We start from the raw sequence: 15,008 nt of genomic DNA on the forward strand, positions 1-15,008 counted from the left end.
AGGGCGGCCGTCACCGGCTCAGGAGGTCTCCTTCGCGGTGACCGACGCGCGCAGGGCGTGCTTGTCGACCTTGCCGGCCGGGCTGATCGGCAGCTCGTTGATCACGTGGAACACCTCGGGCAGCTTCGCCCGCTCCAGCCCCTGCTCCTCGTACAGGTAGCGCCGCATGCCTTCCAGGTCCGGCACCTCTTGCCCCGGGAGCGGGACCACCCAGACGCAGACCCGCTCGCCGAGCGTGTCGTGCGGGACGCCGAGGCAGACGGCGCTCTTGACGGAGGGGTGGGTGTTGACCATCTGCTCGACCTCGGCAGGGCTGATGTTCAGTCCGGCGCGGATGATGATCTCCTTCTTGCGTCCGGTGACGTTGAGCCGGCCCGACGCGTCGATCCGGCCGAGGTCACCGGTGCGCACCCACCCGTCCGGGGTGCGGTACTGGCGGTCCAGCTCGGGCGCGTTGACGTAGCACAGCGGACTCATCGGCCCCCGGGACCAGATCTCGCCGATCTCGCCGGGCGCGGCCTCCCGCCCGTCGTCCCGGGTGATCCGGATCGTGGTCACCTTCGGGTTCGGGCGGCCGGCAGTGGTCTGCACGGTGAGGAGGTCGTCTTCGATCTGCGTATGGCAGTTGACGCCGTCCGCCGATCCGTACAGGTTCACGAAGGCGCAGCCGAAGGCACTGACGCAGCGCTCGACGGTGTGGGGGTCCACTCCGGCCCCGCCGCACACGAGGGCGGTCAGCGAAGAGGTGTCGACGCGGTCCGGGGCGCCGGGCTTCAGGCGCGGGTCGGCCAGCATCTCCTGGAACATGGTCGGCACGCCCATGATGTGGGTGGGCCGGTGCTGTCCGATCGCGGTGACCGCCTCGGCGGCGTCGAACCTCGGCAGCACCACCAGGGTGCCGCCCAGCACCGCCAGGGTGACCGACGTACCGGTGGAGCCGAACGACGAGGCCAGCGGGACCAGGAACATGATGCGGGGCGGTGCCTCAACCCGGACCAGGGAGCGCACGAACTCGCCGCGCCCGCCCGCCAGCGCGTTGTGGGAGTACGCGACCATCTTGGGCTCGGCTTCCGAACCGGAGGAGACCAGGATGCGTGCGGCGGAGTCGGGGTCCGGGCGGAACGAGGGCCGGCAGGGCTCCGGCGGATCCGCCAGCACCGCGTCCAGCGACCGCATACCGGCCGACGGCCCGCCGAGTACGAACACCTGGCGCAGGTCAGGGAGTTCAGGCCGCAGCTCGTCCAGCATCAGGCCGTAGTCGGTGCTGCCGACGTGCCGGGTCACCACGGCGACGGCGGCCCGGGAACGGCGCAGCATGGCGAGCGTGTCCTGGCGGCGCCGGCCCACCGGGTACGGCAGGCACACCGCGCCCAGGGCGGCCACGGCCAGGTCCACGGCACAGGCCAGCCGCCCGTTGGCCAGGTTCACCGCGACCACGTCACCGGGCCGGGTACCGGCATCGGCCAGGGCACGGGCCAGCCCCAGGGCGGTGCGGTGCAGGTCGGCATAGGTGATCGTGCCCTCGCCGTCGACCACCGCGGGCGCCAGGGGGCGGGCGCGGACCTGCTCCTCGAACAGCTCGAAGAGGGTCTTGCCCGGATAGCGCCCCTGCTCGGCCCACTGGGTGCGCAACTCGGCGGGGATCAGGTCGTGGAACACGGTGCTCATGCCTCGAACCTCCAGGGTGCGGTGACGAAGACGCACTCGGCGCGGGTGAGCGCGTGACGGGCGACGGGAGAGCGGTCGAGTCCGCAAAGGTCCGTGAGGACCTCGGTGGCGGTGACGCCGGCCTCCGCCAGGAGCGCGGCCCATGAGCCGGCGGACCGTTGCAGCAGCCGAGCGGCGAGCGCCGTGCGCAAGTCCTCCGCGGTGAGCGCGGCGTCGACGCCGAGCGCCGAGCACAGCCGGCCGACGGCGGTGTGCGACGTGGCCGACAGCGCGAGCCAGCCGTCGGCCGTGGGCCACGGTCCGGTCAGGTCGGTCAGCGGAGGGTTCGCACAGCCGGTCGGGCGGTGCTGAGCCCCCTGCTCCAGTGCCTCGTACTGGAGCACGGTCGAGGCGGACAGCAGGGAGGAGTCGACGCGCGTGCCACGGCCGGTGCGCTCGCGCAGCAGCAGCCCGGCCAGGACGCCCTCGGCGGCCACCAGGCCGCCCAGCACGTCGATCAGCGTCATCAGGGAGGGGCGGGGCACGCCGTCGGCCGTCATCATGTGCGCGAGCCCGGAGTGCGCCTGGGCCATGAAGTCCGTGCCCAACGGCGGCTCGGGCCCCAGGGCGTCGCCCCAGCCGGACGAGTAGGCGTACACCAGGCGTGAGTTGACGGCGGACATCTCGTCCGAGTCCAGCCCGAAGACCGCGGCTTTGCCCGGCGCCCAGTTGTGCAGGAAGGCATCCGCCTCGCGGACGAGGTCCAGCACACCGGCCCGTCCCTGAGGGGTCTTCAGGTCGGCGTGCAGAACACGCTTGCCCCGGTTGAGGGCGAGGAAGCGCGCCGAGCAGTCGCCGGCCACCGGGGGCATGCCGCGCAGCGGATCGCCGCCCGGCGGCTCGACCCGGACGACGTCCGCCCCGAGCAGGCCGAGGACGTGCGTGGCGAGCGGGGCCTGGATACGGCGGCCCGCCTCCACGACGGTGATCCCTTCCAGGGGACGGTCCGTGGCGGGGGCCCGGACCGCCGAAGCGGGCGGGTTCCCGGTCGCGTTGTCGTACGGAGCGATCCGCCACGGTGCGACGACGGTGCCGTCGACCACGAGGCCCGGGTCGGTGCGGCGCTCGGCCACAGTGCGTACCCGGCACAGGCTGATGCCCGCCCGGGCCGCCACCTCGGAGATCTCCGCGAAGTCCCGGGCCGCGACGGCCTCGGACAACGAGCGGGGCAGAGGAGAGACGGCCTTGGGGTAGCGCAGTACGAAGGGCTGCCAGCCGCGGCCGATGTCCGCGATCGGAACGCCCAGTTCGGACCAGAAGGAGCGCCAGGGGCGCGGATCGAGGGCCTCCGCCTCGAACCAGACGCCGTCGCGGCTGCGGAACGGCGGGCCCGCCTCCGGGTCGTCCTTCGGCAGCACCTCGTCCTCTTCAGCGGTGGCGGCGGCCAGGTACTGCGACACCGTCAGCAGCGCGGCATGGCTGACCGAGGTGCCGGTACCGCTCAGGGCGGCGCCGCGTTCCCGCGCTATGAGCGCGGCCAGCACTCCCTGGACCGCCAGCACGCCGGCACAGGCGGAGGCGTAATCCAGCGGAAGCCGTGCGGGAGCTCCCCGGCGCCGGCCGTGCACCGCCATGATCCCGGTAGCGGCCTGCACGGAGATCTCGTCGCCGAGGTGCGGGGTGTCGCCGCACGACCAGTCCACGCGGCACCTCAGGGCGGGTTCGCCGTGGCCGGGAGGGACGATGTCCAGCGTCTTGGGATCGCCCCCGGCGTCCGGACGGCTCAGCGTCCGGGCGCCGAGACAGGACAGATGCCGCAGAGCCACGTCCAGCGCTCGGGAGCGGCTGGTGTAGAGCACGGTGTAGCCGGACAGGGGCCCCGAGACCGGCACGTCACGGGGGCGAGGAACCCTGACATCGATTGCTTCAGCGAAGTCTTTCTGTGTAGTCGTGCTCATCTGCAAGAGAATTCCCTTCACCGAGCTGTCGCCCGTTTCTCACGGATGATTCAGAGGTGGAAATCAGATCTCGGCTCCGCGAAAGGCGCATGGCGGAGCTCAGAAAAAAGGCGCAGGGCGAAACGTTGACAGACTTCCGCGACGGGTATGCCGACCGGATACGACGGCGCACTGCGGAACAGGCCATGCGTGTGTGGAGACCAGGAGTACGGCGGCGAGGAGCCGCGTCAGCCCAGCGGCAGGCCGTCGGCCAGCTCCAGTGAGCCGTCCATGCGCAGCTGACCGAGCCGCCCGGAACGCAGGGTGTGGTCGCTGAGGCTGCGCACCACGGTGCCGTCGCGCAGCAGGAGCTCGTGCGGCAGCGCGCTTCCCTCGGCGCACACCTCGCCCATGAGGCCGGGTGGCAGGGAGCGCCCCGACTCGTCCAGGACGCGCACATGGACGTTGGCCGACGGCCGGCCCGCCCCCGGCAGCAGCCTGCACTCCGCGTCCGCGGGCGCCAGCTCACGGGCGGTCCAGGGCAGCGGCCCGCCGTCACCGGCGAACTCCGCCAACAGCCGGGTGTCCGAGGACCGGGCGAAGTGCTGCTTGACCAGGTCCGCCGAGCAGGGGGCGCCGCACACGACCACGGAGCGGAACGTCTCCAGTCGCCCCGCCGGGTCGAGCGTGTCGAGCAGGCGCCGGTACCACTCGGGTGAGAAGAGGGCATCGGGGTCGGGGCCCCGGGAGGCCCGGCGAGGCACCCAGGGAAGGGCGAGCGGGTCCTCGGAACCCAGTGGCCGCAGCCTCGCGCCGCAGGCGAAGGCCCACCACATCGCGGACAGGGCGACGGGGCCGGCCGGATCGCCGCCGGTGACGACTTCGGCCGACACATGGCCGACGCGCTGGATCCGCGCGGCGATGGCGGAGGTCCACGCCGTGTGGGCCGACAGCTGGGCCCTCAGGGGGCGGCGGGTGCCGCCCTCGACGAGCAGGAAAGCGGCCTCGCTGAAGTCCGACCGCGGAAGGGATCCTTCCACCGGAGGTTCGTCACGGCCGGGCACGACCCGGGGAACACCCAGCACCCGGCAGTGGCGTTCCCAGACGCTGCGTGAGGCCGCGTCGCACAACGCCCAGCGGGCCCCGCTGAGCGCGGCGATCCCGCGGGCCTGCTCCGGGGTGACCCGGCCGACGGGAACGCAGACCGCGCCGGCCTTGAAGACCGCCAGCTGATCGACGACCGTACGAGCCACGTTCTCGCAGACGACGACCACGGGCTCGCCCAGCTGCACCCCGGCCTTCACCAGCACCGAGGCCAGACGCATCGCCTCCGCCTCGGCCTGCCCGTAGGTGAGCCGCCGCGCCGCAGGCGCCTCGCCGGGGCCGACCGGGAACTGCACGGCGGTCCGCCCGGGACAGGCCCGCGCGATCCTGGCGAAGGCGCGGTCCAGCGTGGTGGCAGGCGCCGGGGCCGGGTTCCGCTCCCAGGTGAGCAGGTCTTCCTCGTCGGCCGGGCAGGCGACAGGGACCTCCCGGACCGTGGACTCCGGGCGGTACTCGTGGCGCAACGCGTGGACCAGGCGGTCCATCTGCCGCTGGGCACAGGTGCCGCGCAGCGCCAGGCCGCCGTCCTCCCCCGGTCCGATCTCCAGTTCGATCTGCTCAGGGAAGTCGGACTCGGGATTGGGTGTGGTGGCCGTGATCCGGGTGGCACCGGCCAGCTGCCGGCCGATGCGCCCGGCCGCCTCACCGAGCGGGAGTCCGGGCGGGAACGCCAGCCGGACGGAGGCTCCTTCACCGGCCCTGACATGGGTGGCGCCGTCAGCCGTCTGACGGGACAGTGCGGCGAGCACCACCGTGAGGGCAACCTGGGTCCGTGTGGTGTTCCAGCGCGCGGCGAGGACGCCGAGGCGGTCCGTGCAATCGCTGAATAAGTTCCTACAGTGGCCAGCTATTTCGGCATCCTGGCTCATCTGTGTAGCCCCCCGGTATGTCGCTCTGCATGACTACTGATGGATGTCGTTCATCTGCATCGCTGACGAGGCTGCGCGCCGCCTCAGTTGTGACTAAATCTCTACTCTAGTGGGCGGATCCAGTCAAGAAGTTTATAAGTTTACCTGTGCGAACACTTGACGCCGAAAGCAAATCGGGTCCGCCCGCCCAGGCGCTTGAATAGTGCCTCACTCTAGTGACATTCTCTAGTGCGAGACTCGCATGAGGGATGGCCGACTGGGAGGAGGGGCCGTGACGGCCGTGCTGCAGGGCAAGAGAGGTGTGCTGTTCTTGCTCACCTCGGTGGAACTCGTGGTGTTCCTGGACGTGTCGATCGTCAACGTGGCGCTGCCTGCCATAGGGACCGCCCTCGGGCTCACCGTGGTGGGGCTCGCCTGGGTCGGCACCGCCTACCAGGTGACCTTCGGCGGTTTCCAGCTGGGCGCCGGCCGGGCAACCGACGTGCTGGGACGCCGCCGCCTGTTCCGGGCCGGACTCGCCGTCTTCACCCTCGGGTCGCTGCTCGCCGGCATCGCCGCATGGCCGTGGCTGCTGATCGCGGCACGCGCCCTGCAGGGCGTGGGGGCCGCGATCCTGGTGCCCGCCGAGCTCTCCCTGCTCACCGCGATCTTCACCGATCCGGTCGCCTATCGGAGGGCGTTCGGCTGGTGGAGCGCGATGGGAGCGGTCGGGGCCGCCGGCGGCGTCGTACTGGGCGGCCTCATCGTCGAACTGCTCAGCTGGCACTGGATCTTCCTGATCAATGTGCCGATCGGCGTCACCGGGCTGGTGCTCAGCGGCCGGCTGCTGCCCGCCGACGAACCCGTGACCGGCTCCCGGGCACGCCTGGACCTGCCCGGCATCGCGGCGGGCACAGGGGCCCTCCTGCTGCTGGTGTACGTGGTCACCGTCGCGGCCGAGGGAAACCTGGACGGCTTCACGGCCGTCCTCGCCGTGGCCGGGCTGGCCCTGGGCGCTGCCTTCGTGTGGATCGAGATCCGGTCGAGCGATCCGCTGCTGCCCTTCCGGTTCTTCCGCAACCCCGACGTCTCCGGATCCACCGTGGCCAGCGCCATCGTCGGTGCCGCGCATGTACCCGCCTTCGTCTTCCTGGCCCTGTACTTCCAGGAAGTCCGCGGCTACAGCGCCCTGGAGAGCGGACTGGCGGTTCTTCCCGTCGCGGCCGTGAACCTGGTCGTGTCGCGTACGGTCGTACCGCCCGCGCTCGCCAAGTGGGGCCCACGATGGGTCCTCACCGCGGGGATGGCCCTGCTGTCCCTGGGGCTGCTCCTGCTCGGCGGGCTCCCGGTGGACGGCTCGTTCCTGACCGACTACCTGCCGGGCGCGCTGATCTTCGCCGCCGGTCTGCCGGCGGTGTTCGTCGGATCGACGATGCCCGCGGTGAAGGCGGTGGCGGAGCACGAGACCGGCGTCATGTCCGCGGTCGTGAACACCGCACAGCGCATCGGCGCCGGCCTGGGCGTCGCCGTGCTCGCGGCACTGGCGGCCGACCGCACGGACGCGACCGGCGGCCCGCACCGGGCCGCTCTCAACGAGGGCTACCAGTTCACCTTCCTCGGTGCCGCCGCGCTCGCCGCCGCCGGCGTCCTCGTGGGCCTCTGGCTGGTCCGCCGCGGCCGCCAGGCCGACACCGCCGACGGCCCTCCGGCGAGGGAGACCACCGACTCGGCCGACCCCGCTCGGGCGCGAACTCGGCTCGGCCGCTGAAACACCGTGTCGGACAGATGACGGACGCACGCCCGAGGCCCGCACTCCGTACGACGTCGTCACATCAGGTCAACGCACCGCTCGCCCCCAGACAGGTGACCGCCGGCAGGCGGCACCCCGGTGAGACCGCGCGGGGAGACAGCAGATGAGCAACAGCCACGAGCCGGACTTCCGACGCGATCGTCCTCGGCGCCGGGTTCGCCGGAGTCACCGCCGCCCGTGAACGGCGGGCCCGAGGTGCGCAGTGCCCTCCTTCTGGAAGCACGGCACCGGCTCGGCGGGCGCACCTGGACCGACACCTTCGCCGGTCGGCAGATCGAACTCGGCGGTGCCTGGGTCCACTGGAGCCAGCCGCACATCTGGGCCGGACTCACATCCCCATCGTCGAGGACGCCTTCCCGGAACGCGCGGTCCTGCCGGGCAAGCAGCTCACCGTCAACAAGGCATCCGGCCCCAGGGTCGGGGAGCGCGTCAGGAAATGGGGAACCAGGTCGAGAGGCGCTTGGCGATGACCGGTACATCGATGGTGTCCTGTGCGACCTCCTCGACGAACGGGCCGGCAACGGAGACGGGTGGCGGGACGGTACTGGCACTACCGCCGTTGAACCGCAGGCAGACACGCATGGCGAGCCAGGCGGTGCGCTTGTTGCCGTCGATCAGCGCGTGATGGCGGGCCACGGAGTGCAGCAGCGCCGCCGCCTTCTCGTGCAGCGTGGGATACAACTCGGTCCCGAACACGTTTGTCCGAGGTCGCTCGACGGCTGACACGAGAAGTCCCATGTCACGCACGCTGTGCTCGGTACCGTTGACCGTGCGGGCGATGGCCAGGATCTCGTCGATCTGGACGTAGCGCACTTTGGTCACTTCAGGTAGTCCAAAATCTCCGCATCGCTGTCCATGAGTTCCGCGAGAACGTCCTCGACCTTCAGCTCAGCCCGCTCCTGAGCGTCGCGAATGGCCTCGATGGCGAGTTCCTGCTTGCTGCGGCCCTCCCGACGAGCACGTTCGGTGAGCTTCGCGTCAAGGTCGTCGGGGAGTCGGAGTGTCATTGCCATGCAGCCATGATACCGAACTGGTATCAAGGCGGCCGGGATGGCAACTCGCACCGCCGCTGGGGAGGCGAAGCGGGACGCCCCGTGTCAGGCGCCCTTCCCCGCAGGCTCCAGAATCGCCACGCACTCCACGTGGTGCGTCATCGGGAACAGGTCGAACGCCCGCAGTGTCCGCACCCGGTAGCCGCCCTCGCGGAAGTACGCCAGGTCGCGCGCCAGGGCCGCCGGGTCGCAGGCGACGTAGGCGATGCGGCGGGCGCCGAGGCCTGCGAGGTGGGAGACCGTCTTGCGGCCCGCGCCGACCCGCGGCGGGTCGAGGACGATCAGGTCGACCTCGGTGATGCCGGTGCGCGGCAGGACCGACTCGACCTTGCCCTGCTCGATGCGGACGCGGGGGAAGTCCGCGAGGTTGTGCCGGGCGTCCTCCACCGCGCGCTTGCCGGACTCGATGCCGAGCACCGCGCCCTGGTCGCCGATCCGGTCGGCCAGCGCGCCCGCGAAGAGGCCGACGCCGCAGTACAGGTCCAGGGCCATGTCGCCCTTGCGCGGCAGCAGGCCCTGCATGACGGCCTTCACCAGGGTGTCCGCCGCCTTGGGGTGGACCTGCCAGAAGCCGCCGCCGCCCACCCGGTAGGTGCGGTCGTCGGCGCGCTCGCGGACGAAGGGGCGGCCGTGCACGCGGTGGACGCCGCCGGTGCGCTCGTCGACGCGGAGCACCGACACCGGCCGGTCCAGTTCCACCAGCGGCAGCCGGGCGCCCGGCTTCGGCGTGAGGACGACCTGCCGGTCCTGCGAGCCCGCCGCGGCGATCGCCTCGACGGAGTCCATCCCGGTCCAGTCGCGCTTCTCGATGCCCAGCTCGCTGACGCCCTCCGCGGCGATCAGGCAGCGCTCGATCGGCTCCACCTCGTGCGAGCGGTGGCGGCGCAGACCCGCCCGGCCGGCCGGGTCGACCGCGTAGGTCACGCGCGTGCGCCACTGCGGGACCTCCCCCGCCGGCACCTTGTCGCCCTCGGCCGGCACCACGGTGCCGTCCCAGCCGGCCTCCTCGGGGGTGAGGCCCGCGAGCCGCCGCAGCTGCTCGGCGATCACCTCGCCCTTGAGCCGGCGCTGCGCCCCCGGCTTGGCGTGCTGCCAGTCGCAGCCGCCGCAGCGGCCGGGACCGGCGTACGGGCAGGGCGCGTCGATGCGGTCCTTGGACGCCTCGAGCACCCGCACCGCGTCCGCGCGCAGGAAGCGCGCCCCCTCCTCGCCCTCGGTGACCCGGGCCACGACCCGCTCGCCGGGCAGCGTGTGCCGGACGAACAGCACCTGGCCCTCCGCGGTGCGGGCGATGCAGTGGCCGCCGTGGGCGACGGGACCGATCTCGACCTCGTACTCCTCCCCCACCAGGGACTTCCTCGGTTCTGCCTGCATGGCGGGGTGACTCCAGATCGATGACGGGGGAACGGGCGGACAACAGCCCACCAGTCTACGTGCTCGCCGCGCGCCTCAGCTCCGCGTGCCGCTCTCCCGCTGCGGGTGGGAGCCGGCCTGGGCCGGGCCGCGCCGCACCGAGCCGGGCGCGTTCCACTCCTGCCGCCTGCGGGCGCGCAGCTTCGCCGCCTCGGACGAGGCCAGCTGGTAGGGCACCGAGGTCACCATCACGCCCGGCGTGAACAGCAGCCGGCCCTTCAGGCGCAGCGCGCTCTGGTTGTGCAGCAGGTGCTCGTACCAGTGGCCGACCACGTACTCGGGGATGATCACGGAGACGGCGTCGCGCGGGGACTCCCGGCGCAGGCTCTTGACGTACTCGATGACCGGCCGCGTGACCTCGCGGTAGGGCGAGTCCAGCACCTTCAGCGGTACGTCGATGCCACGCCGTTCCCACTCCTCGCGCAGCGCCTTCGTCTCCGCCGGGTCGACGTTGACGGTCAGCGCCTCCAGGGTGTCGGAGCGCATCAGCTTGGCGTAGGCCAGGGCGCGCAGGGTGGGACGGTGGATCTTGGAGATGAGGACGACGGAGTGGACGCGGGAGGGCCGCACCATGTCGTCGCTCGGGCCCTCGGGGGCCGCGATCTCCTCGGCGACGCGGTCGTAGTGCTTGCGGATCGCCGTCATCGTGGCGAAGAAGATGCACATGCCGAGCAGTGCGACCCAGGCACCGTGCGTGAACTTCGTGACGAGGACGACGACCAGCACCAGGCCGGTGAAGAAGGCGCCGAAGGTGTTGATGGCACGCGAGCGCACCATGTGGCTGCGCCTGGCCGGGTCCCGCTCGGTGGCCAGGTGGCGGTTCCAGTGCCGGACCATGCCCGTCTGGCTGAGCGTGAAGGACACGAACACGCCGACGATGTACAGCTGGATCAGCCGGGTCGAGTCGGCGCCGTAGAGGACGACCAGCAGCATCGCCGCGCCCGCGAGGAGCACGATGCCGTTGGAGAAGGCCAGGCGGTCGCCGCGGGTGTGCAGCTGCCGGGGCAGGTAGCGGTCCTGGGCGAGGATCGAGCCGAGCAGCGGGAAGCCGTTGTAGGCGGTGTTGGCGGCGAGGAAGAGGACGAGCGCGGTGGCCGCGGCCAGCACGACGAACAGGAAGCTGCCGTTGCCGAAGACGGCCTCGGCGACCTGCGAGATCACCGGGTCCTGGACGAAGCCGGAGCCGACCGGGACGCCGCCGCGCAGCAGGTCCGCGGCCGGGTTCTCGGCCATGCGGACGTTCGTGGCCCTGGCGAGGCCGATGATGCCGCAGAACATGGTCACGGCGAGCAAGCCCATCATGGCCAGCGTGGTCGCCGCGTTCTTCGACTTGGGCTTGCGGAAGGCGGGGACGCCGTTGGAGATCGCCTCGACGCCGGTGAGCGCGGCACAGCCGGAGGAGAAGGCCCGCAGCAGCAGGAAGACGAGGGCGAACCCGGCTAGTCCCTGGTGTTCGGCCTTGATGTGGAAGTCGGCCGTGGGTGCCCGCATCGTGTCGCCGAGGACCAGCCCGCGGAACGCCCCCCACAGGATCATGATGAAGACGCCCGCCACGAAGACGTACGTGGGGATCGCGAAGAGGGTGCCCGACTCCTTCACTCCGCGCAGGTTCATCAGCGTGAGGAGGACGATCACGGCGACGGCGCAGAACACCTTGTGCTCGACGACGAACGGGATCGCGGAGCCGAGGTTCTCGATGCCGGAGGAGATGGAGACGGCGACGGTGAGGACGTAGTCGACGAGCAGGGCGCTCGCGACCGTCAGACCGGCCTTGGGCCCGAGATTGGTCGTCGCCACCTCGTAGTCGCCGCCGCCGCTCGGGTAGGCGCGCACGTTCTGCCGGTAGGAGGCGACGACGGTGAACATCAGCACGACGACCGCGACGGCGATCCACGGGCTGAAGTGGTACGCCGACACGCCCGCGACGGACAGCACCAGCAGTACCTCTCCGGGGGCGTAGGCCACGGAGGACAGCGGGTCGGAGGCGAAGACGGGGAGGGCGACGCGCTTCGGCAGGAGCGTTTCACCCAGCCGATCACTGCGCAGTGCGCGCCCGATCAGGAGGCGTTTGGGCACGTCGGTCAGTTTGGACACAAGAAAGGATCGTAGGCCTTCGAACAGAGGGTCGCCCACCCGCCACCCGAGATCTGCCTCACGGGTGAAATCCGGGCCGGTCGGCGCTACGGATCCCGCAGGTGGCGGACGCGCCGTGGCTGGATGGCCGCACCCCGCACCACGTCGGCCCCGGAGGTTGCCATGCCCACGACCGCAGAACTGATCGGCGCCGCCGCCGGGCTGCTCGGCCTCGGATTCCTGACCCTGTTCAGCGTGCGCAGCATCAGTCGGCGCGGGGCCTCCGGCGCCGACTGAGACGGTGGTGGGGACCGCCGCGGCGGGTCCTGGACCGGCCGCCGGGGTACGAGGGTGCCCACCCCGTACCGCGCATGTGTAGCTTGTCCCTCTGTCTGAGACCCTGATGTGGCCGAGCAGTAGCTGTTGACACCGGAAGGACGGTCGTGCACATCGTCATCATGGGCTGCGGGAGAGTGGGTTCCGCTCTGGCCCAGACCCTGGAGCAACAGGGGCACACGGTCGCCGTGATCGACCGCGACCCCACCGCCTTCCGCCGACTGGGTCCCGGGTTCGGCGGCCGCCGGGTCACCGGGATCGGCTTCGACCAGGACACCCTGCGCGAGGCGGGCATCGAGGAGGCCGGCGCCTTCGCGGCCGTCTCCAGCGGTGACAACTCCAACATCATCTCCGCGCGCGTGGCCCGGGAGATGTTCGGCGTGGAGAACGTCGCGGCCCGTATCTACGACCCCCGCCGCGCCGAGGTCTACCAGCGTCTCGGCATCCCGACCGTGGCCACGGTCCGCTGGACGGCCGACCAGATGCTGCGCCGTCTGCTTCCCTCGGGCGCCGAGCCGCTGTGGCGCGACCCCACCGGCGGCGTCCAGCTCGCGGAGGTGCACGCCTCCCCGAAGTGGGTCGGCCACAAGATCAGCAGGCTGCAGGAGGAGACGGGCGTCCGGGTGGCGTTCGTGACCCGCCTCGGCGAGGCCGTCCTGCCCACCTCGCAGACGGTGCTGCAGGAGGGGGACCTCGTGCACGTGATGATGCGGACGGACGACGTGGAGAAGGTCGAGGCGGCGTTCGCCGAGGGCCCCGAAGAGGAGAGCGGTCACTGATGAGGGTCGCCATTGCCGGTGCCGGCGCGGTCGGTCGCTCGATCGCGGGCGAGCTGCTGGAGAACGGCCACGAGGTCCTTCTCATCGACAAGGCGCCGACCGCGATCTCGGTCGAGCGCGTCCCGCAGGCCGAGTGGCTGCTGGCCGACGCCTGCGAGATCACGTCCCTGGACGAGGCGGCGCTCCAGCGCTGCAACGTGGTGATCGCCGCCACGGGCGACGACAAGGTCAACCTGGTGGTCTCGCTGCTGGCGAAGACCGAGTACGGAGTGCCGCGGGTGGTGGCCCGCGTCAACAACCCGAAGAACGAGTGGCTGTTCAACGAGGCCTGGGGCGTGGACGTGGCCGTGTCGACCCCGCGCCTGATGTCGGCGCTGGTCGAGGAGGCGGTGAGCGTGGGCGACCTGGTCCGCCTGCTCCGCTTCAGCCACGGCGACGCCAACCTCGTCGAGCTGACGCTGCCGCCCGAGTCGGCGCTGGCCGGCACGCAGGTCGGCGACGTCGAGTGGCCGCAGGACACCTCCCTGGTGACCATCATCCGCGGCGCGCGGGTGCTCACCCCGTCCCAGGAGGACTCCCTGGAGGCGGGCGACGAGCTGCTGTTCGTGGCCGCCCAGGCCCGCGAGGAGCAGCTGGAGGAGCTGCTGTCGGTGCGGCGGGCGGACGAGGCGGGCTGACCCGCCGGGCGGACGACGAAAGGGGTGCCCCGTCCTGACGGGGCACCCCTTTTCCGTACCGCGTCGGGGCCTCCTGCGCGAAGAGGCCCGGGAGGGCGAGGGCGGGGCCGTCCGCCCTGGAGGAGGCCGGTCGCTCAGGGCTCGCGCCGGTGGCGGCCCGGCGCCGCCCCCTGCGCCCCGCCGGCGGCCGCCCGCTCCTGCTCCGCCTTCTCCTCCGCCTCCATCTCCGCGAACACGTCGATGGGCGCGGGCGCCTTCGCCAGGAACAGCCAGGTCAGCCAGACGGCCAGCAGGAACGGCGGGATCTTCAGGGCGATCAGGACCCAGCCGAGCTGGGTGGTGTCCGCCCACCAGTACAGCGGGAAGAGGATGGCGCACTTGGCGAGCAGGATCAGGCCCCAGGCCCAGCTGGCCTTCGCGTAGGCCTTCTTGCGGCCCGGGTTGCGGGTGCGCCAGGAGAGGTTCTCCTTGAAGACCGGTCCGAGGATCAGGCCGATCAGCGGGACCCCGGCCAGCGTGCTGACGATGTACGCCAGCGCAAGGCCCAGGGTGTAGAGCATGCCGGGCAGGTAGAAGTCCTTGGCGTTGCCGGTCATCATCGCGAAGACCACGCCGAAGGCCACGCCGAAGACGCCGCTGAACGCGTGCTTGACGGTGTCCCTCATCGCCAGCCGGACCACGACCAGGACCAGCGACACGCCCAGCGCCGCGAGCGCCGACCAGTGCAGGTTCTTGTTGATCGTGAAGATGGTGACGAACAGCAGGCCGGGGAGCACCGTCTCGACCATGCCCCGCACCCCGCCGAACGCCTCGAACAGCGCGGCCTCCGTCACCGCCCGGGCGTCGTCCGCGGATGTCTCTTCGGTCGGCTTGTCGAGGGACGTCACCGGCTACTCCCGTCCGAGGGGTCGCAGTTCGTACTTCGGGTTGAACAGCACCCGGCGGCCCCGGCTCATCGAGATCCGGCCCGATGCGATCAGCTTGCGCCCCGGTTCTATCCCGACGATGGAGCGCCTGCCGAGCCACACCACGTCCAGGGCGGCGGTGCCGTCGAACAGTTCGGCCTCCAGGGCCGGGACTCCGGCGCGCGGACGCAGGGTGACCGTGCGCAAGGTACCAGTAACGGTGACGATCTGCCGGTCGTGGCAGTCGCCGATGCGCGTACAGCCCGTGGTCTCGGCGTCCTCCCGCAGCTCCTCCGACTCCAGGTCCTCCTGGGACGTGGAGAGCCGGTCGAGCATGCGCCGGAACCGGCCCACCGGCTTCTCGGAACGAGGGACAGCACTCATATCTGAAGCGTACCGGGACGCCCCCGGGGTGACGCACCCGCGG

12 protein-coding genes and 1 pseudogene are annotated in these 15,008 nt (G+C 71.5%); 4 read left to right on the forward strand and 9 right to left on the reverse strand.

Annotation, left to right across the window (positions count from 1 at the left end; translation table 11 throughout):
- Positions 1–18: 18 nt before the first annotated feature.
- From ABZ920_RS10140 to ABZ920_RS10150, 3 genes are all read right to left on the reverse strand, one after another.
- Positions 19–1,668 (reverse strand): class I adenylate-forming enzyme family protein, encoded by a 1,650-nt coding sequence (locus tag ABZ920_RS10140; RefSeq protein ID WP_361501136.1) that lies wholly within the window; start codon positions 1,666–1,668, stop codon positions 19–21.
- Complete coding sequence (locus tag ABZ920_RS10145) at positions 1,665–3,605, reverse strand: CoA transferase (RefSeq protein WP_361501139.1); 1,941 nt, start codon at positions 3,603–3,605, stop codon at positions 1,665–1,667. The genes ABZ920_RS10140 and ABZ920_RS10145 overlap by 4 nt, the downstream gene beginning before the upstream one ends.
- 227 nt (positions 3,606–3,832) lie before the next feature.
- Positions 3,833–5,557, reverse strand: a complete 1,725-nt coding sequence (locus tag ABZ920_RS10150; protein ID WP_361501143.1) for an AMP-binding protein — start codon at positions 5,555–5,557, stop codon at positions 3,833–3,835.
- A gap of 271 nt (positions 5,558–5,828) precedes the next feature.
- On the opposite strand from ABZ920_RS10150, the gene ABZ920_RS10155 reads away from it, so the two are divergent.
- Together ABZ920_RS10155 and ABZ920_RS10160 are read left to right on the forward strand one after the other, a co-directional pair.
- A complete protein-coding gene (locus tag ABZ920_RS10155) occupies positions 5,829–7,304 on the forward strand; it encodes an MFS transporter (protein ID WP_361501146.1) in 1,476 nt (491 codons plus the stop codon).
- A gap of 237 nt (positions 7,305–7,541) precedes the next feature.
- Positions 7,542–7,613, forward strand: a pseudogene (locus ABZ920_RS10160) (FAD-dependent oxidoreductase); the annotation flags it as partial.
- A gap of 162 nt (positions 7,614–7,775) precedes the next feature.
- Here the strand turns inward: ABZ920_RS10160 and ABZ920_RS10165 are convergent.
- The 4 genes from ABZ920_RS10165 to ABZ920_RS10180 all read right to left on the reverse strand — a co-directional run bounded on the left by ABZ920_RS10165 (position 7,776) and on the right by ABZ920_RS10180 (position 11,905).
- Complete coding sequence (locus tag ABZ920_RS10165; RefSeq protein WP_361501149.1) at positions 7,776–8,168, reverse strand: Fic family protein; 393 nt, start codon at positions 8,166–8,168, stop codon at positions 7,776–7,778.
- Positions 8,165–8,359, reverse strand: coding sequence for a ribbon-helix-helix protein, CopG family (locus ABZ920_RS10170; RefSeq protein ID WP_189531445.1), 195 nt, complete (start codon positions 8,357–8,359; stop codon positions 8,165–8,167). The genes ABZ920_RS10165 and ABZ920_RS10170 overlap by 4 nt, the downstream gene beginning before the upstream one ends.
- 84 nt (positions 8,360–8,443) lie before the next feature.
- A complete protein-coding gene (locus ABZ920_RS10175) occupies positions 8,444–9,772 on the reverse strand; it encodes a TRAM domain-containing protein (protein WP_361501153.1) in 1,329 nt (442 codons plus the stop codon).
- Between the two features lie 75 nt (positions 9,773–9,847).
- Positions 9,848–11,905, reverse strand: coding sequence for an APC family permease (locus ABZ920_RS10180; RefSeq protein WP_361501156.1), 2,058 nt, complete (start codon positions 11,903–11,905; stop codon positions 9,848–9,850).
- Positions 11,906–12,327: 422 nt separating this feature from the next.
- On the opposite strand from ABZ920_RS10180, the gene ABZ920_RS10185 reads away from it, so the two are divergent.
- Together ABZ920_RS10185 and ABZ920_RS10190 are read left to right on the forward strand one after the other, a co-directional pair.
- Entirely contained in the window at positions 12,328–12,999 is a 672-nt protein-coding gene (locus tag ABZ920_RS10185; RefSeq protein WP_361501159.1) for a TrkA family potassium uptake protein, read from the forward strand.
- Positions 12,999–13,676 carry a TrkA family potassium uptake protein gene (locus ABZ920_RS10190; RefSeq protein WP_361501162.1) on the forward strand — a complete coding sequence of 226 codons (678 nt, stop codon included), beginning with the start codon at positions 12,999–13,001 and terminating at the stop codon, positions 13,674–13,676. Before ABZ920_RS10185 ends, ABZ920_RS10190 begins: the two co-directional genes overlap by 1 nt.
- Before the next feature lie 134 nt (positions 13,677–13,810).
- Here ABZ920_RS10190 and ABZ920_RS10195 read toward each other — a convergent pair whose 3' ends face one another.
- Positions 13,811–14,563 carry a DUF3159 domain-containing protein gene (locus ABZ920_RS10195; RefSeq protein ID WP_361501165.1) on the reverse strand — a complete coding sequence of 251 codons (753 nt, stop codon included), beginning with the start codon at positions 14,561–14,563 and terminating at the stop codon, positions 13,811–13,813.
- A 3-nt stretch (positions 14,564–14,566) separates the two neighbouring features.
- Positions 14,567–14,965 (reverse strand): OB-fold nucleic acid binding domain-containing protein, encoded by a 399-nt coding sequence (locus tag ABZ920_RS10200; protein WP_361501168.1) that lies wholly within the window; start codon positions 14,963–14,965, stop codon positions 14,567–14,569.
- Positions 14,966–15,008 lie beyond the last annotated feature (43 nt).

It is taken from the genome of Streptomyces sp. NPDC046831 (assembly GCF_040645305.1).
Lineage (GTDB): Bacteria > Actinomycetota > Actinomycetes > Streptomycetales > Streptomycetaceae > Streptomyces.

Bases quoted from the DNA above. Each gene is read 5' to 3' on its own strand.
- ABZ920_RS10140 (WP_361501136.1), bottom strand. From the start codon at position 1,668: ATGAGCACCGTGTTCCACGACCTGATCCCCGCCGAGTTGCGCACCCAG.
- ABZ920_RS10200 (WP_361501168.1), bottom strand. From the start codon at position 14,965: ATGAGTGCTGTCCCTCGTTCCGAGAAGCCGGTGGGCCGGTTCCGGCGC.
- ABZ920_RS10175 (WP_361501153.1), bottom strand. From the start codon at position 9,772: ATGCAGGCAGAACCGAGGAAGTCCCTGGTGGGGGAGGAGTACGAGGTC.
- ABZ920_RS10150 (WP_361501143.1), bottom strand. From the start codon at position 5,557: ATGAGCCAGGATGCCGAAATAGCTGGCCACTGTAGGAACTTATTCAGC.
- ABZ920_RS10145 (WP_361501139.1), bottom strand. From the start codon at position 3,605: ATGAGCACGACTACACAGAAAGACTTCGCTGAAGCAATCGATGTCAGG.
- ABZ920_RS10190 (WP_361501162.1), top strand. From the start codon at position 12,999: ATGAGGGTCGCCATTGCCGGTGCCGGCGCGGTCGGTCGCTCGATCGCG.
- ABZ920_RS10170 (WP_189531445.1), bottom strand. From the start codon at position 8,359: ATGGCAATGACACTCCGACTCCCCGACGACCTTGACGCGAAGCTCACC.